24 protein-coding genes are annotated in these 23,382 nt (G+C 68.3%); 18 read left to right on the plus strand and 6 right to left on the minus strand.

Annotated features, from left to right (window positions below):
* Window positions 1-99 precede the first annotated feature (99 nt).
* From ACRWNM_RS10310 to ACRWNM_RS10320, 3 genes are read left to right on the plus strand one after another with little or no spacing between them, the layout of a single operon-like run.
* The gene (locus ACRWNM_RS10310; protein ID WP_431965942.1) at window positions 100-729 is read left to right on the plus strand and encodes an N-acetyltransferase family protein; all 630 of its coding nucleotides are present in this window, start codon (window positions 100-102) and stop codon (window positions 727-729) included.
* 13 nt (window positions 730-742) lie between these two features.
* Complete coding sequence (locus tag ACRWNM_RS10315; RefSeq protein ID WP_431965944.1) at window positions 743-7,489, plus strand: SDR family NAD(P)-dependent oxidoreductase; 6,747 nt, start codon at window positions 743-745, stop codon at window positions 7,487-7,489.
* Complete coding sequence (locus ACRWNM_RS10320; protein ID WP_431965946.1) at window positions 7,486-8,904, plus strand: aminotransferase class I/II-fold pyridoxal phosphate-dependent enzyme; 1,419 nt, start codon at window positions 7,486-7,488, stop codon at window positions 8,902-8,904. The genes ACRWNM_RS10315 and ACRWNM_RS10320 overlap by 4 nt, the downstream gene beginning before the upstream one ends.
* Before the next feature lie 2 nt (window positions 8,905-8,906).
* Here the strand turns inward: ACRWNM_RS10320 and ACRWNM_RS10325 are convergent, their stop codons facing one another.
* Window positions 8,907-9,287 carry a hypothetical protein gene (locus ACRWNM_RS10325; protein WP_431966187.1) on the minus strand — a complete coding sequence of 127 codons (381 nt, stop codon included), beginning with the start codon at window positions 9,285-9,287 and terminating at the stop codon, window positions 8,907-8,909.
* On the opposite strand from ACRWNM_RS10325, the gene ACRWNM_RS10330 reads away from it, so the two are divergent.
* Window positions 9,210-9,536, plus strand: a complete 327-nt coding sequence (locus tag ACRWNM_RS10330; protein WP_431965948.1) for a helix-turn-helix domain-containing protein — start codon at window positions 9,210-9,212, stop codon at window positions 9,534-9,536. The two genes, ACRWNM_RS10325 and ACRWNM_RS10330, sit on opposite strands and share 78 nt — an antisense overlap.
* A gap of 3 nt (window positions 9,537-9,539) precedes the next feature.
* On the opposite strand, the gene ACRWNM_RS10335 is transcribed toward ACRWNM_RS10330, so the two are convergent.
* The 3 genes from ACRWNM_RS10335 to ACRWNM_RS10345 form a co-directional block, all read right to left on the minus strand.
* Window positions 9,540-9,872 carry a hypothetical protein gene (locus ACRWNM_RS10335; RefSeq protein WP_431965950.1) on the minus strand — a complete coding sequence of 111 codons (333 nt, stop codon included), beginning with the start codon at window positions 9,870-9,872 and terminating at the stop codon, window positions 9,540-9,542.
* 572 nt (window positions 9,873-10,444) lie between these two features.
* Window positions 10,445-10,756: a DUF3303 domain-containing protein gene (locus ACRWNM_RS10340; protein ID WP_431965952.1), complete on the minus strand. Its 312-nt coding sequence runs from the start codon at window positions 10,754-10,756 to the stop codon at window positions 10,445-10,447.
* Between the two features lie 206 nt (window positions 10,757-10,962).
* Window positions 10,963-11,394 (minus strand): T6SS immunity protein Tdi1 domain-containing protein, encoded by a 432-nt coding sequence (locus tag ACRWNM_RS10345; protein ID WP_431965954.1) that lies wholly within the window; start codon window positions 11,392-11,394, stop codon window positions 10,963-10,965.
* Window positions 11,395-11,519: 125 nt separating this feature from the next.
* Here ACRWNM_RS10345 and ACRWNM_RS10350 point away from each other — a divergent pair, with 125 nt between their 5' ends.
* Window positions 11,520-12,143 carry a TetR/AcrR family transcriptional regulator gene (locus tag ACRWNM_RS10350; RefSeq protein WP_431965956.1) on the plus strand — a complete coding sequence of 208 codons (624 nt, stop codon included), beginning with the start codon at window positions 11,520-11,522 and terminating at the stop codon, window positions 12,141-12,143.
* A 40-nt stretch (window positions 12,144-12,183) separates the two neighbouring features.
* On the plus strand, window positions 12,184-13,746 hold the full coding sequence (locus ACRWNM_RS10355) for an FAD-dependent monooxygenase (protein WP_431965958.1): 1,563 nt from the start codon (window positions 12,184-12,186) through the stop codon (window positions 13,744-13,746).
* A 619-nt stretch (window positions 13,747-14,365) separates the two neighbouring features.
* On the opposite strand, the gene ACRWNM_RS10360 is transcribed toward ACRWNM_RS10355, so the two are convergent.
* Window positions 14,366-14,755 carry a winged helix-turn-helix transcriptional regulator gene (locus tag ACRWNM_RS10360; protein ID WP_431965960.1) on the minus strand — a complete coding sequence of 130 codons (390 nt, stop codon included), beginning with the start codon at window positions 14,753-14,755 and terminating at the stop codon, window positions 14,366-14,368.
* Between the two features lie 77 nt (window positions 14,756-14,832).
* Here ACRWNM_RS10360 and ACRWNM_RS10365 point away from each other — a divergent pair, with 77 nt between their 5' ends.
* The 12 genes from ACRWNM_RS10365 (at window position 14,833) to ACRWNM_RS10420 (ending at window position 22,039) form a co-directional block, all read left to right on the plus strand.
* Complete coding sequence (locus ACRWNM_RS10365; protein ID WP_431965962.1) at window positions 14,833-15,801, plus strand: NADP-dependent oxidoreductase; 969 nt, start codon at window positions 14,833-14,835, stop codon at window positions 15,799-15,801.
* A gap of 554 nt (window positions 15,802-16,355) precedes the next feature.
* Window positions 16,356-16,859, plus strand: coding sequence for a hypothetical protein (locus ACRWNM_RS10370; RefSeq protein WP_431965964.1), 504 nt, complete (start codon window positions 16,356-16,358; stop codon window positions 16,857-16,859).
* A 5-nt stretch (window positions 16,860-16,864) separates the two neighbouring features.
* Window positions 16,865-18,067 (plus strand): SRPBCC family protein, encoded by a 1,203-nt coding sequence (locus ACRWNM_RS10375; protein ID WP_431965966.1) that lies wholly within the window; start codon window positions 16,865-16,867, stop codon window positions 18,065-18,067.
* Entirely contained in the window at window positions 18,064-18,462 is a 399-nt protein-coding gene (gene gvpJ / locus ACRWNM_RS10380; protein WP_431965968.1) for a gas vesicle protein GvpJ, read from the plus strand. Before ACRWNM_RS10375 ends, gvpJ (ACRWNM_RS10380) begins: the two co-directional genes overlap by 4 nt.
* Window positions 18,462-19,253: a GvpL/GvpF family gas vesicle protein gene (locus ACRWNM_RS10385; RefSeq protein WP_431965970.1), complete on the plus strand. Its 792-nt coding sequence runs from the start codon at window positions 18,462-18,464 to the stop codon at window positions 19,251-19,253. The genes gvpJ (ACRWNM_RS10380) and ACRWNM_RS10385 overlap by 1 nt, the downstream gene beginning before the upstream one ends.
* Window positions 19,254-19,256: 3 nt before the next feature.
* On the plus strand, window positions 19,257-19,514 hold the full coding sequence (locus ACRWNM_RS10390) for a gas vesicle protein GvpG (RefSeq protein WP_431965972.1): 258 nt from the start codon (window positions 19,257-19,259) through the stop codon (window positions 19,512-19,514).
* A 5-nt stretch (window positions 19,515-19,519) separates the two neighbouring features.
* Window positions 19,520-19,855 (plus strand): gas vesicle protein GvpO, encoded by a 336-nt coding sequence (gene gvpO, locus ACRWNM_RS10395; RefSeq protein ID WP_431965974.1) that lies wholly within the window; start codon window positions 19,520-19,522, stop codon window positions 19,853-19,855.
* A complete protein-coding gene (gvpJ, locus tag ACRWNM_RS10400; protein WP_431965976.1) occupies window positions 19,852-20,244 on the plus strand; it encodes a gas vesicle protein GvpJ in 393 nt (130 codons plus the stop codon). The genes gvpO and gvpJ (ACRWNM_RS10400) overlap by 4 nt, the downstream gene beginning before the upstream one ends.
* On the plus strand, window positions 20,237-21,028 hold the full coding sequence (locus ACRWNM_RS10405; RefSeq protein ID WP_431965978.1) for a GvpL/GvpF family gas vesicle protein: 792 nt from the start codon (window positions 20,237-20,239) through the stop codon (window positions 21,026-21,028). The genes gvpJ (ACRWNM_RS10400) and ACRWNM_RS10405 overlap by 8 nt, the downstream gene beginning before the upstream one ends.
* Entirely contained in the window at window positions 21,025-21,240 is a 216-nt protein-coding gene (locus tag ACRWNM_RS10410; RefSeq protein WP_431965980.1) for a gas vesicle protein, read from the plus strand. The genes ACRWNM_RS10405 and ACRWNM_RS10410 overlap by 4 nt, the downstream gene beginning before the upstream one ends.
* Window positions 21,233-21,526, plus strand: a complete 294-nt coding sequence (locus tag ACRWNM_RS10415; RefSeq protein WP_431965982.1) for a gas vesicle protein K — start codon at window positions 21,233-21,235, stop codon at window positions 21,524-21,526. Before ACRWNM_RS10410 ends, ACRWNM_RS10415 begins: the two co-directional genes overlap by 8 nt.
* Window positions 21,527-22,039 (plus strand): methyltransferase, encoded by a 513-nt coding sequence (locus ACRWNM_RS10420; RefSeq protein WP_431965984.1) that lies wholly within the window; start codon window positions 21,527-21,529, stop codon window positions 22,037-22,039.
* A 262-nt stretch (window positions 22,040-22,301) separates the two neighbouring features.
* Here the strand turns inward: ACRWNM_RS10420 and ACRWNM_RS10425 are convergent, their stop codons facing one another.
* Window positions 22,302-23,372, minus strand: coding sequence for a hypothetical protein (locus tag ACRWNM_RS10425; protein WP_431965986.1), 1,071 nt, complete (start codon window positions 23,370-23,372; stop codon window positions 22,302-22,304).
* Between the last annotated feature and the right edge of the window lie 10 nt (window positions 23,373-23,382).

Below are 23,382 nucleotides of genomic sequence, written 5' to 3' on the forward strand. Positions count from 1 at the left end.
TCGCTGCGCGCCGCGGTCGATTGGTGTACGTTGCTGTTTGTAGATAGAAATCTGCTGCTGGGGTGGGGTTTTCACGCAGCACGTCACGAAAGTTTGCTTGTGACCGAGACATTCGACGACATTGTGGTTCGTCCGGCGACGAAACAGGATGTGCCCGAGCTGGTCTCGGTGCTGGATCGGGCGTTCGCCACCGACGACCCGTTCGGCGAGTACATGTTTCCCGACGCGGCGCAGCGCCGCCGCAACCAGCCCCGGCTGACCAGGGCGATGATCCGCCGCCAGTACCTGCCCGCGGGCGGGGCGCTGGTCGCGACCGCCGACGGGCGAATCGTCGGAGGGGCGCTGTGGCAGACGCCGGACTACCGTTTCGGTCCGCTGCGCTACCTCGCCTCGATCCCGGAATTCGTGTGGGCCATGGGTTCCGGCGGTCCGCGCGCCCTCGCGATGGATGCCACGATCACCGATCTGGTCAAGGGCCTGCCGCACTTCTTCGGGGTGACCCTCGGCGTCGATCCCGTGCACCAGCGCGGCGGGGTGGGCCGGGCGGTGCTCGCCTACGCGATCGCGGAGATCGAGCGGGTGGGCGCGCCGATGTTCGGGGTGTGCAAGGACGGCAATGTCGCCTACTACCGGGCGCTGGGTGCGCTGCGGGTGGGCCGGGTGCGGATCGGCCGCACCGGCCCGCTGGTCAACGTGATGATGTGGCTGCCGCGCAGCCTGGCCGAGTGAAGGAGCACGTTCCGTGACGGACATCGCGATCGTCGGCGTCGGCTGCCGCTACGCCGGTGGCATCGACTCGCCGGAAGCGTTCTGGGATTTCGTGGTGAACAAGCGCGACGCGGTCACCGACATCCCGGCCGACCGCTGGGACTACCGCCGCTACTACGACACCGACCGCCGCGCGCCCGGCCGGATGTACACCAAGCGCGCCGCGTTCCTCACCACCGACCCGTGGGCCTTCGACCCCGATTTCTTCGGCATCTCCCCGCGCGAGGCCACCGCGATGGACCCGCAGCAGCGGTTGGTGCTCGAGGTCGCGTGGGAGGCGCTCGACGACGCGGGCATCGCAGGCCGCACGGGCGAGGCTCCGGTCGGTGTCTACATGGGCGCCTTCACCCTGGACCAGCTCGCGGTCGGTTTCACCGGTGAGGCGGTGCCGCACATCGATATGCACTCCTCGGCGGGCGCGTCCTACACGATGCTGTCCAATCGAATCTCCTACGCGCTCGACCTCGGCGGGCCCAGCGTCACCGTCGACACGGCGTGCTCGTCGTCGCTGGTCGCGCTGCACCTGGCCTGCCAGGCGCTGCGCGACGGCGACTGCCGCACCGCGCTGGCGGGCGGAGTGAACCTGATGCTGCAACCGGGCACGTTCATCTCCATGTGCAAGGGCGGTTTCCTCGCCGGGGACGGACGAAGCAAGTCCTTCGGCGCCACCGCCGACGGCTACGGGCGCGGCGAGGGCGCGGGCATGGTCGTGCTCAAGCCGCTCGCCGATGCCGAAGCCGACGGCGACCGCGTCTACGCGGTGATCAAGGCGACCGGCTCCAACCAGGACGGCCGTACCACCGCCATCACGGTGCCCAACGCCGAAGCCCAAGAGGCGCTGGCGAAATCGGTGTGCGAGCGGGCGGGCATCGCACCGCACGAGGTGACCTACGTGGAGGCCCACGGCACCGGAACACCGGTCGGCGACCCGCTGGAGCTGCGGGCGATCGGGCGAGCTTACGGCGCCGTCGAAGGACGCGCCGCGCCGTTGGGTGTGGGGTCGGTGAAGGCGACCCTCGGTCACACCGAGGCCGCCGCGGGCATCGCGAGCGTCATCAAGTCGGCATTGGCCATCTCCCATCGCACGCTACCGCCGCAGGGCTGGCTCGACGACGAGCTAAATCCCGACCTCGCGCTCGACGAGCTGCGATTGACCATTCAGACCGAGGCCGAACCGGTCAGGCCCGACGAGCGGATGACGGTGGCGGTCAACGGATTCGGCTACGGCGGCACCAATGCCCACGCCATCCTGCAAGAACACCGCCCCGCCCGGGGTCGTGGTGCAACGGCTGCGCGCTCGAGCGCAGCCACCGAGCCGATCGGCCACGCGCCCGCGTCGGTTCGCCCAGTGCTCGCAGCGGTCGAGATCGCACCCGCAGCGGCTGCCCCAGCCCCCGCAGCAGCCGAAACCACACCCGCAGCCGCTAACCCAGCCCCCGCAGCAACCACACCCGCAGCCGCTAACCCAGCCTCCGTAGCGGTCGAGACCACGCCCGCAGCAGCTGACTCATCGTCCACAGCGGTTGGCCGGGTGCTCGCTGCGGTCGAGACAACCCCGGCGTCGGTCGGCCGGGCGCTCACCTTGGTCGCCCACGCTCCGGCCGCGTTCGATACAGCTCCCGCATCGGCCGACATGGCAGCCACATCGACCGACGCAACACGCGCGCCGGGCGATGTAGCTCCCCCAGCCGCCGCCACCATAGCGCCACCGCGCGCAGACACCACCCGGCGTCACCGCGGCGTGCTGCCCATTTCGGCGCGCAACGAGCAGGCCGTGCGGCATCTCGCGGCCGATTTCACCGACCTGCTCGCCGCAGGCGCAGACCCTGACCACGTGGCCGTCGCCGCCTGGACTAGACGGCACCACCACCCGTTTCGCATCGGCGTGCCATTCGCCGACACGGCCGAATTGATCCACGCCCTGCGCGGTTTCGCGGCGGGCGAGGGGCGCGCCCCAGTGCGTACCGTCGGAAATGCCACTACCGGACCGGTTTTCGTGTTCACGGGGATGGGTCCGCAATGGTGGGGCATGGGACGCGAGCTGCTCGCCACCGACCCGGTCTTCGCCGCCGCTGCCGAGCGCGTCGATGCGGCGTTCACCGCGCTGGCCGGTTGGTCCATCCGCGCGGAATTGGCTCGTCCCGAGACCGAGTCCCGGATGACCGCGACCGAGATCGCCCAGCCCGCGAACTTCCTCGTCCAGGTAGCGCTCTTCGAAACCCTTGCGGCGCTGGGGGTCCGGCCGTCCGCCGTGGTCGGGCACAGTGTCGGCGAGGTGTCGGCCGCGTACGTCACCGGCATGCTCTCGCTGACCGACGCGGTCGCGGTGGCCTATCACCGCGCCCGCCTGCAAGCCACGACCGCGGGCACCGGGGGCATGCTCGCCGTCGGACTGCCCGCCGAGCAGGCGGCCGACCTGCTCGGTGCGGGCGTCGACATCGCCGCGATCAACAGCCCCACCGCCGTCACCCTCTCGGGCGCGGTCGACCGGCTGGATGCGATCGCCGAAACACACACCGGCCAGGGTGTTTTCGCGAAGCGCCTACAGGTCGAGGTCCCTTACCACAGCGCGCTCATGGATCCGATCCTCGAACCACTGCGCGCCGCCCTCGCAACGCTCACCCCGCGACCTCCGTCGATCCCGCTCTACTCCACCGTGACCGGTGACCGGGTGAACGAGGCGGACTGGGACGCCGACTACTGGTGTGCGAACGTACGTCGGCCGGTGCGCTTCGCCGCGGCGATCCGCGGCCTGATCACCTCGGGCGAGCGTGTCTTCCTCGAGGTGGGCCCACATCCGGTGCTGGCCGCCAACCTCCGTGAGCTGTTGCTGCACGTGGGCGAGAGGGGCGCCACCATCGCGACGCTGCGGCGCAAGCAGTCCGACGCGGTCAGTGTGCGCGAAACAGTCGCCGGGCTGTACGCCGCGGGCGCTCTCGACATCCCCGCCCTGGTCGGTCCGGCACCGGTCGCACACCTGCCGCTCCCCCGCTACCCGTGGCAGCGCAAGCGTCTGCGCTCCGACCTGCCGGAATCGTCGCAGCAGCGCTACGGCACTCCCGGCCTGTACACCATGCTCGGCGATCCTGGCCTGGACGAGGAGCGGCACTGGACCGTCCAGATCGCTGCCGAGGTGCTGCCCTGGATCGACGACCACGTCGTCGACGGCGCCCGAATCCTCCCCGGCGCCGCGTATCTGGACGCGGCATTGAGCGCGGCCGCCGTCGAATACGGCGCGAGCGCCGAGCACGGCATCGCCGCGGTGGAGCAGGTGCGGTTCATCGCGCCGCTGGTCGTCGAACCCGGCGACGTCCCGGTGATGCAGTTGCGCGTCGAGGAGTCGACCCGCCGCTTCACCATCCGCTCCCGAACCGCGGTGGGGACGGCATGGACAGTGCACGCCACCGGCCGACTGGTCGAGGGCGCGTTCGAACCGGTCAAGATCGCGGTCCCCGACACGGCCTCCATGACCCCCGTCGCACCCGAGACCCTCTACGACGACCTGACCGCGACCGGCGTCGCGCACGGCCCGGCCTTCCGGCTGGTCAGCGAAGCGTGGGTGGACGGCGACACCGTGGTCGCGACGCTGGATGCGGGCATCGCCGGGCGAAGCGGGCATCTGGCGCACCCGTGTGTGCTGGACGCGGCCTGGCAGATCGTCTCACTCGGCGACGCGGGCGGCCCCGAGCTTGCGGGCGCGGTCATCCCGATCGGCGCGGCCACCGTGCGGATGTTCGCGCCGCTACCGTCGCGCGCGGTGGTGGTCGCCCGGCTCACCGAACCGTTGCGCGCCGACGTCGCGGTGCTGGACGCCGAGCACAATCCGATCCTGCAGATCGTCGGCGCGAAGTTCCAGGCGGTGCCGTTCGGCGGCGGGCTACTGCGCGGGCTCGAAGACCTCTACTACGAGGAACGCTGGACCCTGCGCGACCCGCTCGACCGCGCCGCGCTCGACCGGACCGCCACCGGGTACACCCTCGTGGTCCCGCTGACGGGTGCCGCACGCGCCCGCGTCGAGCAGCTCACGCGCTCGACCGAGTCGGCCGAGATCATCGATCCCGCAACCGATTTCGAGGAGACGCTGGCCGATCGGCTGCACGCCGCGCACGCCAGTCGCGGCATCGACCGCGTGCACGTCTGTGTGGTCGCCGGGACGGGCGCGGACCCGGTCGCCGACCTGTGGCTGCTGAGCAGGCTGGCACTGGTCCTCGCCGACGTCGCCGATGCCGTGCACCCCGAACCGCTGCCGTTGACCGGAGACGGCTCCTTGCACGTGACCCTGGTGACCGAACGCGCCTTCGCGCACCCGGAGGACGCGACCCTGCCCAACCCCGCCCACGCCGCCCTCGCGGGCGCACGCCGGGTGCTGCTCAACGAGCAGCCGTCGCTGCGCTGGCGTCTGGTCGATATCGAACCGGAGACCTCCGAAGCCGAGCTGCTCGCCGAACTCTGCGTGCCGGGTGCGTTCAGCGCCGACGGCACCGACGAGGTGTTCCTGCGCAACGGATTACGGTGGTGCACCGTCGTGACGCGCGCGCTGCCCGACCGGCTCGCCGCCCTCGACGAGCCGGAGCCGCTGAACGACCCCGAGGCCAACTTCGTCCTCGACATCCCGCGCTCGCGCGTGCTGTCCCAGCTCGGGTGGCGCCGTGCCGCGCGCCGGGCGCCAGGTCCCGGCGAGGTCGAGGTGCGGATGGCCGCGATCGGACTCGGCTTCAAAGATCCGCTCAAGGTTCTCGGTGTGCTCGGCGCGGACGACTTGGCCGACACCCATTTCGGCGTCGCGCCGGGCATGGAGGGCGCGGGCACGGTGGTGCGGGTCGGCCACGATGTCACCCGGTTGCGCGTCGGCGATCGTGTCGGACTGGCCTCGGCGGGCATGATCGAACGCTTCCACGTCGCCGATACCGAGGTGGTGGGTCCGGCGGCGGAGAGCATCCGCCCGGAACTGTGCACCTCGACGGTCTCCCTCGTCACCGCCGAGTACTCGCTGCTCGACCTGGCCCGGTTGCGGTCCGGGGAGACGGTGCTGGTCCACGGCGCTGCGGGCGGCGTCGGCGCCTGCGCGATTCAGGTCGCCAAACGGCACGGCGCCAGGGTGATCGGCACCGCGAGCACCGACGAACGCCGCGCCTACGCGCTGGAGCAGGGCGCGGACGAGGTGGTGAACTCGCGGTCGCTGAACTTCGTCGACGATGTCCTCGGCCTGACCGGTGGCCGCGGCGCCGACATCGTCATCAGCACCGCGCCCGGCGAGATCGTGCACCAGAACTTCAAGGCCGTCGCCGAGTTCGGTCGCATCGTGGAGGTCGGCAAGGCCGACATCTACTCCGGCGGCGTGCTCGATCTGCGCAACTTCGACAAGAACGTCGCGTATTTCTCCTTCGATCTGGACCGCATGCTGAAACTGCGTCGCGCCGAGGTGGTGGCCAGGGTGCAGGCGGTGAACGAGAAACTCGCCGACGGCACCTACCGCCCGCTGCCGTACCACCGTTTCGGTGTCGACGAGGTCGGGGCCGCGTTCGAGGAGGCCCTGCGCTCGACCCGCCTCGGGCGCATCGCCCTCGACCTCACCGGCGAAACACCGTCGGTGCGACCGCAATCCGCCGACGTGACCATCGACCCGGCGGGCCGCTATCTGATCACCGGCGGCTTCGGCGCTTTCGGCCTGGCCACCGGCCGCTGGCTTGTCCGCCGCGGCGCGCGGCACTTGGTGCTGATCGGTCGAAGCGGCGCGGGCACCGACGCCGCCCGTGCGCACCTGGACGCCTGGCGCGCCCAAGGGGTGCAAGTGCTCGTCGAGCGGGCTGACGTCACCGACGCCGACGCCATTCGCGAGGTCGTGGCGCGCGTCCACACCGAAGCGCATCCGCTGCGCGGCATCTTCCACGCCGCGGGCGTTCTCGACGATCAGCGCATCGCGACGATGGACCGAGCCAGTCTGACCGCCGTCTTCCGCCCGAAGCTCGACGGAGCGCTGGCCTTGCACGCAGCCCTGACCGCCGCCGATGTGCGACCCGACCTGATCGTGCTGTTCTCCTCCGGCAGCGCCATCATGGGCGGAATCGGCCAATACTCCTACACCGCGGCCAATCTCGCGCTCCAATCGTTCGCGGACCGGTTGGCGCGCCGCGGCGAGCGGGTGCTGTGCATCGGATGGGGCGCGATGTCCGGTGGCGGCATGGTCGACGCCGACGAGAACGTGCAGCGCTACCTGCGGATCGCGGGCTTCGACGCGATCGACATGGACGATGGCACCGAATACCTCGGCGAGGCACTGCGTCTCGGTGTGCGGCAGGCCGCGATCATTCCGGTCGACTGGAGCAAGGTGGTGCTCGCGGCGCCGCAGCTGGCCGACACCGCGCGGGTCGCCGACCTGATCGCCTCGGCCTCCGAGGACAATTCGGCGGCGGCGCGGCTGCGCGGCGAGATCATCGCGCTGGACGAGGCGCCGCGCGCGGCCGTCGTCGGTTACGTTCTCGCCGAACAGCTCGCCGAGGTGATGGGTGTGGCGCCGGATTCCATCGACCTGTCGGTTCCACTGCCCGAGCTCGGCCTGGATTCGCTGATGGCGGTCGAGTTCGGCGCGCTGGTCGGCAAGACGCTCGGTGTGGAGATGAACAGCATTCAGCTCGGTCGTTCGTTCAGTCTGGCGCAGGCCGGGGCCAGGATCGCCGACATCATCGTGGGATCCGCGGGCGCCCAAGAGGTCGCGGCATGACCGACGAGCGGGCTATCGCGCGACGGCTGCTGGCCGGTGCGCGTGAACGCAACACCACGACGTCGACCGGAACCGATCGGCCCGCGGCCGCGCAGACGGGCGCCCGCACGACAGTGCGGCGCGGGCCGGGACGCCAGTTCGCCGACCATCCGGCGGTAGTGGCGGCGCTGGAGAAACAGGCGGCGATCCAGCGCCTGATCGACGCCACCGGGCTGCCGCATCCGCTGTTCTTGTCACCGGAAGGCCACAACGGCGCGGTGATTCGTTCCGGCGGAAACGAATTGGTGAACTACAGCTCCTACAACTATCTGGCACTGGCCGCGCACCCCCGGGTTATCCGCGCCGCCAACGAGGCCGCCGAGCGGTACGGCACCTCCGCATCGGCCACCCGCATCGTCACCGGGGAGATCCCGCTCTACGGCGTCCTCGAACGCCGCCTCGCCGACATCTACCGCGCGGGTGCGGCACTGGTGACCTCGAGCGGGTTCCTCACCAACGCCGCCGTGATCGGGTTCCTGCTCGGCGAAGGCGATGTCGCCGTGTGCGATTCGCTCGCGCACGCCAGCCTGGTCGCGGGCACCCAGTGGGCGGGGTGCAGGCGGGTCACCTTCCGGCACAACGATCCCGAGTCGCTGGCTGCGTTGCTGCGGTCGTGCCGTCACCAGTTCGATCGGGCGCTGGTGATCATCGAAGGCCACTACAGCATGGACGGCGATCTCGGTGCGATCGCCGAAATATCCTCCGTGGCAAGGGCATACGATTGCGCCGTGCTCGTCGACGAGGCGCACGCCATCGGTGTCCTCGGACCCACCGGCCTCGGCAGCAGGGAACACTTCGCTCTGCCCGGCGACCTGGTCGACATCTGGGCGGGCAGCCTGTCGAAGGCGCTCGGCAGCACCGGAGGATTCATCGCGGGCGACGCCGACCTGGTGCGGGCCGTCAAGTACGCCGCGCCGGGCATGGCGCTCTACACCGCCGGACCGTCCCCGTCCAACGTCGCCGCCGTCCTGGCCGGACTCGACGTCCTCGCGGACGAACCCGACCGGCTGGCTCGCCTGTGGTCGAATGCTGGCCTGTTCACCGACGCGCTGCGCGCGCGAGGCATGAATCTCGCGGACTCCCAATCGACTCCGATCGTGCCGGTCATCGTGCCCGGCGAGATCCGCGCCGGATACGCCGCGGCGGCGCTGCTGCAACGCGGCTACAACGCGGGCGCCATCCTGTCTCCCGTCGTGCCCGCGGGCACCGAACGCCTGCGCTTCTTCCTCACCAGCGAACACACCGAACGCCAATTGCTCGACACCGTCGACCAACTCGGCGACATCCTCGACATCGTGCACCATATCCCCGACCTCACCATCGGAGCCCCCGAAACCCCGGATCAACTGGGCTCCTTCCCCATCCCCGGCCGCTGAGATCACTGCGCGAGGGCGACGTACACGGCCCAGGCGATATAGCCGATGTTCACCAGCAGGCTCGTCAGCGCTCGCCCGGTTCGCAAAGGCGGGTGATCGGCGCGGGCACGCCGGAGTGCGTCGAGCCAGACCGCCAGGAATGCAGTGATCAGCGCGGCCGCAGCCCACCCGCCGAGCGCCCGTGTCTGCGGCAGATACAGCAGGCTCGCGACCACGAGTTCGGCCAGACCACTCGCGACCACGACGAGGCCGGGCGCGGGCAGCCACGGCGGCACGAGCGAGCGGTAGTAGTTCACCGCGACGAAATGACTCAGGCCGGTGATGGTCGAATAGATCGCCAGCAGAACGGAAGCGAGGGGGCCCACGTTCTGCGGCGCTGCCATCGGACGAGCCTCGGCGACGCCGCCACGGAAGCGGGACTCTCCGCGCCTCGGCTGCGGACCTTGGCTCGCGAAACGATCGGCGTCCCCCTCGTCCGAGTCCGGCAGTGGCAGCGGTTGCGGACCGCGATCGCCGCATTGCCACACCACCGGATCAGCGAGGTCGCCGCACACGCCGCCTTCGCCGATCAAGCCCACCTGACCAGAACCGCGCAGCGAATGCTGGGACGTAGCCCCGCCTCGTTGCGCTGAGCGTCACGAGCTCTTGCCCGCTGACGGCAATCGCACCGCATCCCACGGCACCCAGTGCCGCAGCGTCGTCTCGGTGAGCTTGTTGCGGGTCCGGTAGTCGACCGCGACCTCGGCGTACCACGCGACGTAGTGCCCGAGGTGCAGCCGGACCCAGCCGTACTGGGTCGCCTGCACCCACGGCTCCTGGAACCTCGGATCCAGGCTGTTCGACGCGACACCCAGCGACGGCCGCTGGGGTCCCGGTTTGTTCGGCAGCAGCCAGATCCGCTTGGGATCGACCAGCACCGGGCGCGGGCGCGGCAGGCGCCGGACCGCCGAAAAGGCATCCTCGCTCACCGTCGACCACCCGACCCGACCGCGCCGCAATTCGAACACATGTTCCCATCATGACACGTCTACGAACCGGTCGGAATGGCACCCGCTACTAAAGTTGCTGCGCTTGTGCGACGAGCTCCAGAAACGCGTCGCCGTAGCCGCCGCGGCCACCCGCGCCTGCCTCGAGAGCGGGTTTCTCTCGACGCAGGCGCGGGCTGGACAATCGCTGAGCGGGTCGAGGATCACTTCCTGCGGTCAGCGCCTTTGCAGTCGTTGGCGGCTTTGGCGGCGTCCTCGGCGGCTCGCGTGGCTTCGGCGGCAGCCGAGACTGCGTCTTCGATCGACTACGAACATCTGGCCCGACAGTCTCGGTTGGCCGAACACATCATCACGGTGTCGGTGACGGGCCCGGTTCGCGACTGCTCAGGTACGGGTTCGGAAGCATGAAACATACGGTGCTCACAAATCCGCAGAAGCGGCGTGGAGCGAGTATCGGCACGCCGCTGCGTCGCGATCAGGATTCGGCTGATCGCGACAGCGTTTTCGCTCGAGCGCGCCCGCGCTCAACGGGTATCGGAGCTGATCGGCGAGGTTCAGCCGATCGATGCCCTGAAGTCCGCGCCTTGCTGGAAGGCTTGCGCGCCCTCCGCGATCTCGACGACAGGGTAGATCTCGTACTCCGCGAAGAAGCCGAACTTGGACGGACCGTCGGCCAGGTCGATCGGATTATCGGTCTCGACCACTGCGAATCCGCCTCTGCCGTCCAGCCGACCGACGAATTGGTGGTACTTCGTGGTGGGGGACGGCTTCCAATTCGCGAACACGTCCAACGCGCGCTGCATGCCGGCTTCATTCTCGGCCGCGGAGCCGTTCCAACGGTAGGTCCAGGAAACCACGTACTTCATTCCATCCTCCTAGGGATGCATCGAAGTTGCTGGTCTGGCGCGGATACCCACAGCGGAGCAAGACATACCCGCACGTTCTCGTCGCGCTGTGGCCCCGTCGGGCGGCACGGCACCACCGCGGCGGATCGTTGCCGTAGGACCGGATCGTGACCGGTCGCTTGTGCGCAACCTGAAGCTGCGCGAAATACGCTGCGACCGGCTGGCAACTAAAGTTGCTGCGCTTGCGCGACGAGTTCCAGGAACGTCCACAGTTCGCCCGTGTCGTAGGACTCGGGCTCCTCGCTGCCGCCGAGGAACGGGTATGGCGTGGCGATGTACACCTGCTCCGGATCGAGCGGCCCGAGCCGGTCGCGAATCCGGGAGACGTGATCGGTGCGCAGCACGAACGTGGCGAACCCCGGCTCGCGCAGGACCTGGTCGGCGAAATCGGCGGGATCGGCGAACGCGCCGTACCCCTTCGCGGCGGCGCGGTACGGATGCAGCACCGCACACTCCCCGGACTGGCTGTTCACCAGGAACGCGTGCCCCAGGTCGGAGTATCCGAACACGAGGTCGAACTGGGGAAAGTGCGGCGCCCACGCGGGCATCGCCTCGAGCATCGGCCGCTGCGCGATCAACTGAAAACCCTCGATTGTCACGCGTCGATCCAATCAGCCAAGGTGCGAGTTGTCTCGACGGCCCAGACGGTTCCGCACTCTTGCGGCAACAAATCTGCCCAAAGCGCAAACTTGCACAATCGGCAACTATTGCTACGGTTGCTGACATGGCGGTGGAGGAAGCTCCCGGTCTCCGGGAGCGCAAGAAGCGGGAGACGCGACTCGCGTTGAGCCGCGCGGCGATTCGGCTGTCGATCGAGCGCGGCTGGGACAACGTGACCGTGGAAGCCATTGCGGCGGAAGCGAATGTCTCCGTGCGCACTTTTCGCAACTACTTCGCCAACAAGGCAGAAGCGATCGCCGCCAGCCACGTCGAGCGAGCGCTGCGCATCGCCGACGAGCTTCGAACGCGACCGCGTGACGAGCCGCTGTGGGATTCGATCGCCGACGCGGTGCAGGCTCAATACGCGGCGGGCAAGCGTTCCGGCGCCGAGGCCGAGGACGACCGACGGTGGCGTGACGCGTTGCGGCTGATGCTGGCCGAGCCCGCATTGCACGGTGAGGTGGTCAAGGCCAACGCGGTCGCGCAGAACGCGCTGGCGGCGGCGGTCGCGGAGCGCACCGGCACCGACCCGGCGCGGGACGTGTACCCGCAACTGGTCGCCGCGGTGATCGGCGCGGGCACTGCCGTGGCCGTGGAGCATTGTTTGCGCGCCGACGAACCGATTCCGCTCGCGCGGGCGCTGCGTGAGGTTTTCGACCGAATCCGCGCCGGACTCCCTGTCCCGTAACGCTTTCGAACGATCCGTTCTCAGCCGAGGAGTAGATCCGATGAACACCGATGTCGTCATCGTCGGCGGCGGCCCGGCCGGGCTGATGCTGGCGTGCGAACTGAGTCTGGCCGGCATCCGGCCGATCGTGCTCGAGCGCCTGCCGGAGCCGAGCGTCGAGCCGAAAGCGAACGGGCTGCTCGGCCAGGTCGTGCGCATGGTCGATCGCCGCGGCCTTTTCGAGCGCTTGGGCGGCGGTTCCGTTCCGCCGCAGCCGAACTCCGCGTACTTCATGTTCGCGGCCATGGATCTGGACCTGACCCTGCTCGACGACAGCCCGATCTACGCCCTGCCTGTGCCGCAGCGTCGCCTCGTGGAAGTGCTCGCCGATCGAGCCTCCGAGCTCGGAGCCGAAATCCGCTGGGGTAACGAAGTTCTCGGTGTGCGGCAAGACGACGAGGTCGACGTCGACGTCGCGGGCCCGGACGGAACGTATCGGCTGCGCGCACGCTATCTCGTCGGCGCGGACGGTGCGCACAGCGTCACGCGCAAGCTGTCCGGCATCGAGTTTCCCGGTGTCACCTACGATCGGACCACGACGCGATCGGCTCACGTCACACTCCCGGCGACGTCGGTCGACCCCGACACTGGCGCACTCCGCGTGCCCGGCTACGGCACCGTCCGGCCTTTCGCGCCGCACCGCACCGAGCGCGGCGGATTCTCCTACGCGCCACTGCCCGGTCATCCACCGCTGGTGAGCACCACGGAATGGGACCAGCCGCGCACCGACGCGCCGATGACCCTCGACGAAATGCGAGCCAGTATCGGCCGCGTACTCGGCGCCGATGTGCCGCTGGCCGCACCGGAAGGCGCAGGCCCGCATGTGCTGCGCCGGTTGTTCGGCGGAAACACCCGCGTCGCGGAGCGATTCGGGCACGGCAGGGTATTCCTGATCGGCGACGCCGCCCACGTCTACGCATCGGGCGGCGGTCCCGGCCTCAATCTAGGCCTCCAGGACGCGGTCAACCTCGGCTGGAAACTCGCCGCCGAGATCGTCGGCCACGCGCCGCCCGGACTGCTGGACAGCTACGAGACCGAGCGCGGGCACGCCGCCCACCGCATGGTGATGAACGCGCGGGCGCAATCGGCGCTCATCGCTTCCGGCCCCGACGTCGGCGGGCTGCGCGACCTGTTCACCGAACTCCTGCGCGACCGGAACACCGTGCGACGCCTCGCGGATCTCATCGCGGGCGCGGACGTCCACTACGACATGGGCGCCCCCGATGCGCACCCGCTGGTCGGCAGGTTCGCCCCCGACATGGATGTGCGCACCGCCGCCGGAACAGTGCGCCTCGCCGAGCTGGTCAGATCCGCCCGCCCGCTGCTGCTCGACCTGACGGTCGACGCTTCCGCCGCGAAAGCGCTCGCCGAAGTCCGTGCCGACGACCGCATCGAAATCGTCACCGGTGGAACGGAATCCACCGATGTGACGGCAGTGCTGCTCCGACCCGACAGCTACATCGCCTGGGCGTCCTCGTCGGCGAAACCGACCGCCGCGGAACTGGATGCGCTTCGTGCCGCCGTGCGGCGCTGGTTCGGTGAGCCGGTCGGCTCACGACCGTAGCGGCGTCGGTTTCGGAAGATCATTTTCCGTTCGCGGCCGGACGTATCGGCCGGGATGTCATGCAGTGTTGTGCGAATTGATGAAGGGAATGCGTCGGATCTCGGTCATATATCACGAATTGTGCGCGGCGGTGGCGGTTTTCGAGAAATCGTCGGCAAACTGATCGCCATTCCCGCGCATACCGCGGCACTCGCCGCGAATGCCCAGGTCAGCGAGCCCGTCAATAGTGCTACGCCGCAGGCCAGAGCCGTGGCGATAAGAGCGCACAGCACGGCCGTACCGCGCTCCATGCCGATGATTCGGCCGGCTCGGTCGTTCCGTGGGGTCATATTTCGGTATTACCCAGCACGGCTCGTGATCAAACCGTGATTCACGAACGGAGCTGTCGCGGCGCGTGGCGGGAAACCGAAATATGCTGCGCCGGACGCCAACTCGCCGCCGCCGCACCTCGAATCGATGACGGCCGCCCACTCCCTCCGCACGCGAGCGCGCGATAGTGCACGAAACCGCTGCACGAAGGCTTCCCGCAGCGTCTCGGCCGACCCGAAACCGCAGCGCGCCGCCGGAATTCGTCGCGGTCACGGCCGGTGTACCCGCGCGGCTTTTCACGAGACCGCCGCTATCCCGGGGCTGTCGCGGTGTCGTATGCCGCGCGCGCCGTCGTCACCGCGTCCATGTGCTCCTCCGCCCATGCTTTGATCTCCCGCATCAGCGGCACCAGACTCTCCCCGAGCGGGGTCAACGGGTAATCGACGCGCACCGGCACCGAAGGGGTGATGGTGCGGGTGAGCAGACCATCGCGCTCCAGATTGCGCAGCGTCTGGGTGAGCATCTTCTGACTGACGCTCACCAGCGTGCGCGACAGGTCGCTGTAGCGTTGCGGGCCCTCCGCCAGCGCGTTGACGAGCAGACTCACCCACTTGTCGCTGATCCGATCCAGCAGTTGCCGTGCGGGACACCCCGCGAGATAGGCGTCGTAGGCGGCGCGCGCCTCGTCCCGTGTCCGCACAACTCTCCTTCGCGTGCCTACCGCACTTCGAAGTGCGTTCTTCCCATCAGAGAGTAACTCTCCATACGATCGCCGTCATGACGAGCTTGCAGAACGACAAAGAAGCCACGATGCGCGCCGTGGTGGTGCGGACGCCCGGCGGACCGGAAGCGTTGACGGTGACCGAGGTCCCGATTCCGGCGCCGGGCGCGGGTCAGGTGCTGGTGCGCGTCGAGGCCGCCGCGGTCAACCCGGTCGACGTCGCGACACGGACCGGAATGCTCATCGATGCCGGGCTCATGTCGCCGCGGCCAGTCATCGGCATCGGCTGGGATGTCGCCGGTCGAGTCGACGGCGTCGGCGAAGGTGTCACCGAGTTCGCCGTCGGCGATCGGGTCATCGGCCTGCGCGACAGGCTCGACCTCTCGATCGGCGCCTATGCCGACTACCTGGTGCTCGACGCGGCCGCGCTCGCACCCGCGCCGCACGGGCTGTCGGCAGTTGAAGCGGCGACCCTGCCGTTGAACGCACTCACCGCTTCGCAAGCCCTGGATCTGCTCGACCTGCCACCGGGCGGCGCCGTCCTCGTCACCGGCGCGGCGGGCGCGCTGGGCGGCTTCGCCGTCGAACTGGCCGCGCACCGCGGGTGGCGGGTCGTCGCGAACGCGGACGCATCCGACGAGGAATTCCTCCGCGCGGCGGGTGCCGAGTGGTTCGTCCCGCGCACCGACGATCTCGCCGACGCCGTGCGGCGACTCGTCCCCGGCGGTGTGGGCGCCGCGGTGGACGCGGCCGTGCTCGGTCTGCCTGTTCTCGGGGCAGTACGGAACCGCGGCACCTTCGTCTCGGTGGTCGCAGGCGCCGCGCCCACTCCCCTGCGCGGCATCACCGTCCGCGAGCAGTGGGTCGCCGCCGACGGGGCGGCGCTCGCCCGGATCGCCGTGCTGGCGGAGAATCGTCGATTGACGATCCGCGTGGCCGAGACCTTCCCGCTGGCCCACGCGGTGAAGGCTCACCACCGACTGACCGAGGGGAAGCTGCGCGGCCGTCTCGTGCTGGTGCCATGAACCGGCGATAGACAGTCGCCGAGCCCCCACGGCGCGGATGACGAGTTCCGCTGACCCGCAGCGCTTTCCGCCGCCGACGCGACTGCGCCCGGTTCGTTCCCGGCGGCGGTGCAGTCGAAGATCGCTCTCGGGAAACGAGATTCACTCCGGGCGGACACTCGGTCCGCCTGCCGGACCGTAGCGCGAGAGGTTGCGCGAGAAACCATCTGGCTATCGCGCGGCTCGCAGCAGGGCTGCGGCAGCATCGACCTCGCCGCCTGTTGCGACGCGGCGAATGACATTCAGGGCCTCACATCGGGTCATTTCAGGTTTTCCCAGCAAGAACGCGGTTACACCCCACTCGTATAGGGCGTAGCGTGCAAGTTTGGGGCCGTTGTGTGATCTGACCCACTTTTGTATACGCGAGGCTATAACTCGACTCTATTTCGCGCGCTCGATGAGAGACGGAGTAGATGGCAAACCAGGAGTGACCAATGAAGTGTGGAGTGAGGATGGCGGCGGGGGTGGGGATCGGATACTTGCTGGGACGCACGCACAAAATGCGATTTGCGCTGATGTTGGTGGGCGCGGGATTGAGCAGGCAGGCGGGGGGCCCGCAGGCGCTGCTGCAACGCGGTGCCTCGGTGCTCGGGTCGTCGACTGAACTGACCAAGATCACCGACACGATTCGCGGCGAGCTGATGGATGCGGCGCGGGCCGCGGCGGTCACCGCCGCGAGCAACCGTATCGATGCCTTGAACGCTCGCCTCCAGGAGCAGGGCGAGATCTCTGAGGCGGACGAGGACGAGCGCCCCGAAGGCGCGGAGGACTATGCCGAAGAGGACTACGAATCCGCGGACGAGGACCGGGAGGACGAGGACGACACCGAGCCCGAGAAGGCCAAGAGGTCGTCGTCGACCCGCGCGCGGCCGTCCACCCGCCGTCGAGCGGCGGCATCCAGCTCCCGGACACCGGTCAAGAAGTCCGGCTCCGGGGAGCGTAAGCCGACGGGCGCCCGACAGCGTCGCGCCCGTGCCGGTACCGCGGACAGCGCGCCGGTACGACGCACGAGGAGGTGATGGTGATGGCCGCGAAAGCTCTAGGAGACGTCACCCGCACGGTCGGCAAGACCGCGACCGGAGCCGCAGGCCGAGCCAAGAAGGCGGCCGCGCCTGCCACACCGCAGGGGCAGTTGCAGGACTCGTTACGGAATCTCACGGAAACCATTGCCGAACGCGCTCTCATGAGGGTTGCCGGCCGGGTAGCCGGGACGGCCGATCGCCTCACCCAGGTGGCTGAAGGCGGCGGTGGCAGCCTGTTGTCGGCGTTGACCGGCGTCGAGAAGCTCGCCGAAGGCAAATCACCGATGGGCGCGGCGATGAGCGCGGGCATGGACAAGCTCAAGCACACCGCCACGGAGAAGTTCCAGGACGTCAAGGAATCCTTGACTGGAGGCAAAGGTAAGGGCAGCGGCGGCAAGAAGCTCAAGTTGACCAATATCGTCGAGCACATCGATGTCGGTGTGCCGATCGAGCTCGCCTACGACCAGTGGACCCAGTTCGCGGACTTCCCGAAGTTCATGAAAAAGGTCCAGCAAGTCGAGCAGGTCTCCGACGAGAAGCTCGAATGGTCCGGCAAGGTGTTCTGGTCCAAGCGGACCTGGAATTCCACCATCATCGAGCAGGTGCCGTTCGAGCGGATCGTGTGGCGTTCGAAGGGCCACAAGGGCTACATCGACGGCGCGGTGACCTTCCACGAACTCACCCCCGATCTGACGCGGATCATGGTGGTACTCGAGTACCACCCGGCTGGGCTCTTCGAAAAGACCGCCAACCTGTGGCGGGCGGCAGGCCGCCGGGTTCGACTCGAGCTCAAGCATTTTCAGCGTCACGTCATGACCGAGAGCGTGCTGCACCAAGACGACATCATGGGCTGGCACGGCGAGATCCGCGACAAGAAAGTGGTCAAGGACGACGAGACCGCTCGTCGCGAGGAGCAGGAAGAGACCGAGGACGAAGAACGCGACGAAGCCGCCGGAGACGAAGAACGCGACGAAGACGAGGACGAGGAGACCGACGAAGACGAAGAACGCGACGAAGACGAAGACGAAGTGCGCGACGAAGACGAGGAACGCGACGAATTCGACGAAGACGAGGAAGACGAGCGCCCTGCCCGTCGGCCCGCGGCGCGCCGTCGGACCGCGTCGACGAGTCGTCGCACCACGTCGGCGAGCAGGCGCGCCACACCGGCACGCCGATCGACCGCGCGGAGGAGGCAAGAGGCATGACTATCGAACCTGCCGGTGGCGGTGGCGTGGCCACCCGCCCGAACGCTTCGGGCTTGGCCGACGTCATCGACACCATTCTGGACAAGGGACTGGTCATCGACGCGTTCGTGCGCGTGTCGCTGGTCGGTATCGAACTGGTGACCATCGACGCCAGAGTCGTGGTGGCCAGCGTCGACACTTATCTGCGATTCGCCGAGGCCGTCAATCGACTGGAAATCTCCGACACCGAGCCGAAGGGACTGCCTGACCTGGTCGGGGAGGTCGCCAGCGGCGGAGCCAAGCACAAGACCCAGGGCGCACTCGAGGCCGCGGGCGAGAAAGTCCTGAACTTCATGGACGACGTCGAGGCGAGGCGCCAGAAGCAGAGCCGGTCGTCGAGACGCAAGGAGGATTGATGTCCACCGAACAAGCGACCGAAGCGCGAGGAAAAGAAAGCGCTGGGCGTACCGCGGTGTACGTCTACGGCATCGTGCCCTCGGACGTGGAGCCCGAAGAGCATGCCTCCGGTGTCGGCGACCACGGCGTCAGCGTGGTGCGACACGGGGAGATCGCCGCGTTGGTCAGCGAGATCTCGACCGACCGCCCGCTCGGCACCCCTGCCGACATGACCGCGCACGCGGAGCTGCTGGACGGCTCGGCCGCGGTGACGCCGGTACTGCCGCTGCGGTTCGGCGCCGTCATGTCCGACGCGGAGGCGGTGGAGAAGGAGCTGCTGGAAGCCAATCACGACGAGTTCCGCACAGCGCTGGAGGAATTGGAGGGCCGCGCGCAGTTCGTGATCAAGGGTCGCTACGTCGAAAAGACGATCCTGCGGGAACTGCTTGGCGAAACCCCCGAAGCGGCTCGGTTACGCGACGAAATCCGAGACAAGTCGGCGGACGCCACCCGGGACGCCCGGATGGCACTCGGCGAGATCATCAACCAGGGCATCGAGTCGAAACGCGCCCAGGACACCCGTCGGGTGCTCGATGCGCTCGAACCGCTGGAACCCCTCGTCAACGAGCGGACGCCGACCCATGAGCAGGACGCCGTACACGTGGCGGCCCTCATCGAGCTGTCCAAGCAGGGCGACCTCGAGGATGTGTTGGCCGGGCTCGCCGACGAATGGGACGACCGCGTCGACCTATCTTTGCTCGGCCCGATGGCAGCCTACGACTTCGTGATGAAGCGCGCACCGGAGGGCTGACCCGTGGGTTTGCTGTCGTCGATCTTGACGTTGCCGCTCGCCCCGGTCCGCGGCGTGATCTGGGTCGGTCAGATCATCCAGGACGAAGTCGAACGACAGCTGCACGATCCGGCGACCATCCGGCGTGAGCTCGAGGCGATCGACGAGGCCGCGGCGGCCGGGCAGCTGTCCGAGGAAGAGCACGCGCAGGCCCAGCAGGCCGTCCTCGACCGGATGATGCGCCCGAGCGGCGGCACGGCACCACCTGACGGGAAGGGATGATCCGAGTGAGCGCCAGGAAAGCGGACGACGACACCGAGGACGGCGGCGGCCGATCGGATCGATCGGGATCCCGGACGGCCGCACAGGCCGCCGCGGCAGCGATCGCGCAGCTGGCCGAGCTGACCTCGAAGGACGCCGAGGGGGCGACCTCGGCCGAGCCCCTCGAGGAGGGCTGGCTGGTGGAGGTCGAGGTGCTGGAGGACCGCCGCATCCCCTCGTCGGCGGACATGCTCGCGCTCTACGAGGTGGAGCTCGACCTGGACGGGAACCTGTTGGCGTATCGCAGAACCCGGCGTTACAGCCGCGGCAGCACCGACATCGGAGTCAGGGGTACGCCATGACTGTCGTGAACAGCGGATCGTCGGTGCCAGAGCCGTACGGCGCAGGCCACCGGTCGACGAATCTCGGCGACATCCTCGAGCGGGTCCTCGACAAAGGGCTGGTCATCGCGGGCGACATTCAGGTCAATCTGCTCGACATCGAGCTCCTCACGATCAAGCTGCGATTGGTGATCGCGTCGCTGGAGACAGCGAAGGCGGTGGGCATCGACTGGTGGGAGACCGATCCCTGGCTCAACAGCAAGGCTCGTAGCCTCGAGCGGCAGGATCACGATCTCGAACTCGAGAACCAAAAGCTGCGCGATCGGATCGCGGAACTGGAGCAGCGCGATGTCACCCGCAAGCCCATCGAGCGCGCACGCGAACCGCAGGAAGAGCGGGACCGTGACTGACGGCTCCGGAGTGTGGCTGTACGCGGTGACCAGCGCCGAGGACCTCGGGGATGACGTGGGCGACCTGACCGGCGTGGCCGGGGAGGCGGTGCGCACGGTGGTATCCGGCGATCTCGCGGCGGTCGTGGGGTCGGTGCCGCTGGCGGTCTTCGGCGACGAGCCGCTGCGCCGGAATCTGGAAGATCTGGCATGGCTGGAGGCGACGGCTCGGGCCCACGACGCCGTCGTCTCCGCGCTGGCGCGACGCGGCACGGCCGTGCCGTTGCGATTGGCCGTCGTCTTCCTGGACGACGATCGAGTGCGCGGCATGCTCGACGAACGCCACGCGGCATTCGAGTCGGCTCTGGACCTGATTCGCGGACGGACCGAGTGGGGCGTCAAAGCCTACGGCGACCGCGCCGCGCTCACCGCCGCGGTGGCCGAGGCCGATCTGGCCCGGACCGAAAGAGGCGGCGCGGGAACGGCTTATCTGCTGCGGAGGCGCGCGCAGTTGTCGGCGCAGGAAACCGTCGAACGCGACGCGGCCGAGCGCGCCGATCGAATCCACGAACTGTTGGTCCGGCAGGCGGCGGCGGGTCGGCGTCAGCCGGTGACGGATCCCGTACTGAACGGCCGCCGGGACTGGATGGTGCTCAACGGCACCTACCTGGTCGACGACGACCGCGCGGACGAATTCGCCTCGGCGGTCGAGGATCTCGGGAACCAATTTCCGGGTATCCGGCTCGAGCTCACCGGACCGTGGCCGCCGTATTCGTTCGCCGGCGCGGAACGGGAGACGCCATGACGCGCACCGACAGCGAGCGCCGCGTCGCGCTCGTCGACCTGCTGGATCGGGTGCTGGCGGGCGGCGTCGTCATCACCGGCGACATCAAGCTCTCCATCGCGGACGTCGACATGGTCCAGATCTCGCTGCGTGCGCTGATCTCCTCGGTCAGCGCCTTGTCCCCGCTCGAGTCCGCCTCGCACAGCGCACTGGAGCCACCCCCGGATGACTGAGTTCGACGGTCTTTCACCGCGTATCGACACCGATCCCGAATCCGTCGAACGCGGACTCGTCACGCTCGTGCTCACCCTCGTGGAACTGTTGCGCCAGTTGATGGAGCGCCAGGCGTTGCGTCGCGTGGACGACGGCGACCTCAGCGAGGAGCAGATCGAGCGCATCGGCACCACCCTGATGCTGCTCGAGCAGCGCATGGCCGAACTGCGCGACCATTTCGGACTCACCCCCGAGGATCTGAACATCGACCTCGGACCGCTGGGAACGCTGCTCCCCGAACGGTGAATGTGTCCAATTCTGTGGACACGCGAGCTCGGCGACATCTTCGACGACGCCATGACCACCGTCACGAACATGTCGATCCCCGCGATTCTCGCCGTGTACGACTTCCACGCGTTTCGCACGATCGTCGACGTGGGCGGTGGTCACGGTCGCCTGCCGGCCGCGATCCTGCACCAGGCGCCGCAAGCCGACGGAATCCTGTTCGATCTACCCTCGGTGACCGAAGGCGCACCGGCGCTGCTGAACGAGCACGGCGTCGCCGACCGCGTCACCATCGAATCGGGATCTTTCTTCGACACCGTCCCCGCGGGCGGCGATGCCTACGTCCTCAAGCACGTCGTGGAGAGTTTCGACGACGCCGAAGCAGTGCAGATCCTGCGCAACGTTCGCAGCCGGATCGCACCGGAAGGCCGAGTGCTGCTCATCGAAATCGTGCTTCCCGAGGACGATTCACCACACTTCGGCAAGCTGCTCGACATGGAGATGCTGGTGTCGGTCTGCTGCTCGGCCCGCTGATGCTGACGCCACGCATACACCAGGGCGGCGATGACGGACAGCCAGGCCGCAAGCGCGGTCCACGCACCGGCGGAGATGTCAGCCATATTGCGGGCCAGGTCCTCGAGCCAGACCACGCACCGCAGTAGACCACGGTCCGGCCGTCGGGACAGCATTCGTCACCCCGGGGCGACTGTATTTTGCTGAGACGTGGTTGCTGGTGGGAAAAGCAGAGACTGAATCGCCTTACCGGGCTGACGGGAGATTGCCGTCGACGGGCTGGTCAGGGGCCGGCGAGGAACAATTCGATGGCGCGCTCGACGATGAAACCCATGGCGAACACGGAATCGTCGTCCTTGAAGGTGTTCTGCCACACCGCGATGAACCTGCGGTCGGTCCCCATGTGCTCGACCACCGTCCCCTCCGACAGCACGGTCCTTCCGTCCTTGAGGGGGCCGCTGCCGATCTTGGTGTGGGTGACGGAGAAGTTGCGGAAGGGCAGTTGCGGTCGCCGAGTCTTGTCCATGAACGAGGGGTCCGCGCCGGCCGACGCGGACACCTGCAGGTGCGCGCTGAAGTCGTCGGAGCTGGCCGCATCGACCAAGGTGCCGTTCAAGATGTGCGCGTACATGTTCGCGACATCGAAGGTGCTCGCCCCCTGGGCCGTGTCGACGTCGTTCACGCACGGAATCCGCACCGGTGGAAAGGCTCCGGTGAAGGTGCCGCCCAGCCAGATTCCGTCTCGCGCAGGTGGGAAGAAGAATCCGCCGGCCTGCAACGTGCCGTTGATCCAGCTGTACCCGAGCGCCTTCACACACTCCGCGGCTGCTGCGTTGTCGCTATTGACGATCATCCGGCGCATGTTGGTGCGGAAGGTGTTCGTGAAATCGGCAACGAGGCCGGCACCCGTATCGCCGGCCGTGAAAATCTGGGTGTACTTGGGCACCTTCATGTCTCGGGTGATACCCGGCGTGCTGTTCACCTGAGGTACTGCATCCGCGATCGTGTCGTCGAAACTGGCCTTCACACCGTTGAACAATTCCGCCGCTGTCCCGGGAGACTGCTCTGCCGAGAAATCGTTCACCTGCTTGCGAAGCTGAAAGGCTGCGTACATCGCGGCGACCTTGAGCAGGCTGGCGGAGAAGAAGGTGCGCCCGAACGCCACCCCGCCGTGCTGGAAGCTCGTCGGCGACGTCGTTTCATCCACTGCAACCAACGAGATCGCGGTTCGGAACGGCCGCTCGAGGCTGGGGAATTCTACAAGTGCCTTTTCGATCGCGGTTTGCAACGACACCGTCATCACCGGGTCGTCGGCAAGCAATGTCTCGAACGGTGTGGGAAATGGTTCTGCCACGGCTTTCTCC

The organism is Nocardia sp. bgisy134 (assembly GCF_965341865.1).
Classification (GTDB): domain Bacteria; phylum Actinomycetota; class Actinomycetes; order Mycobacteriales; family Mycobacteriaceae; genus Nocardia.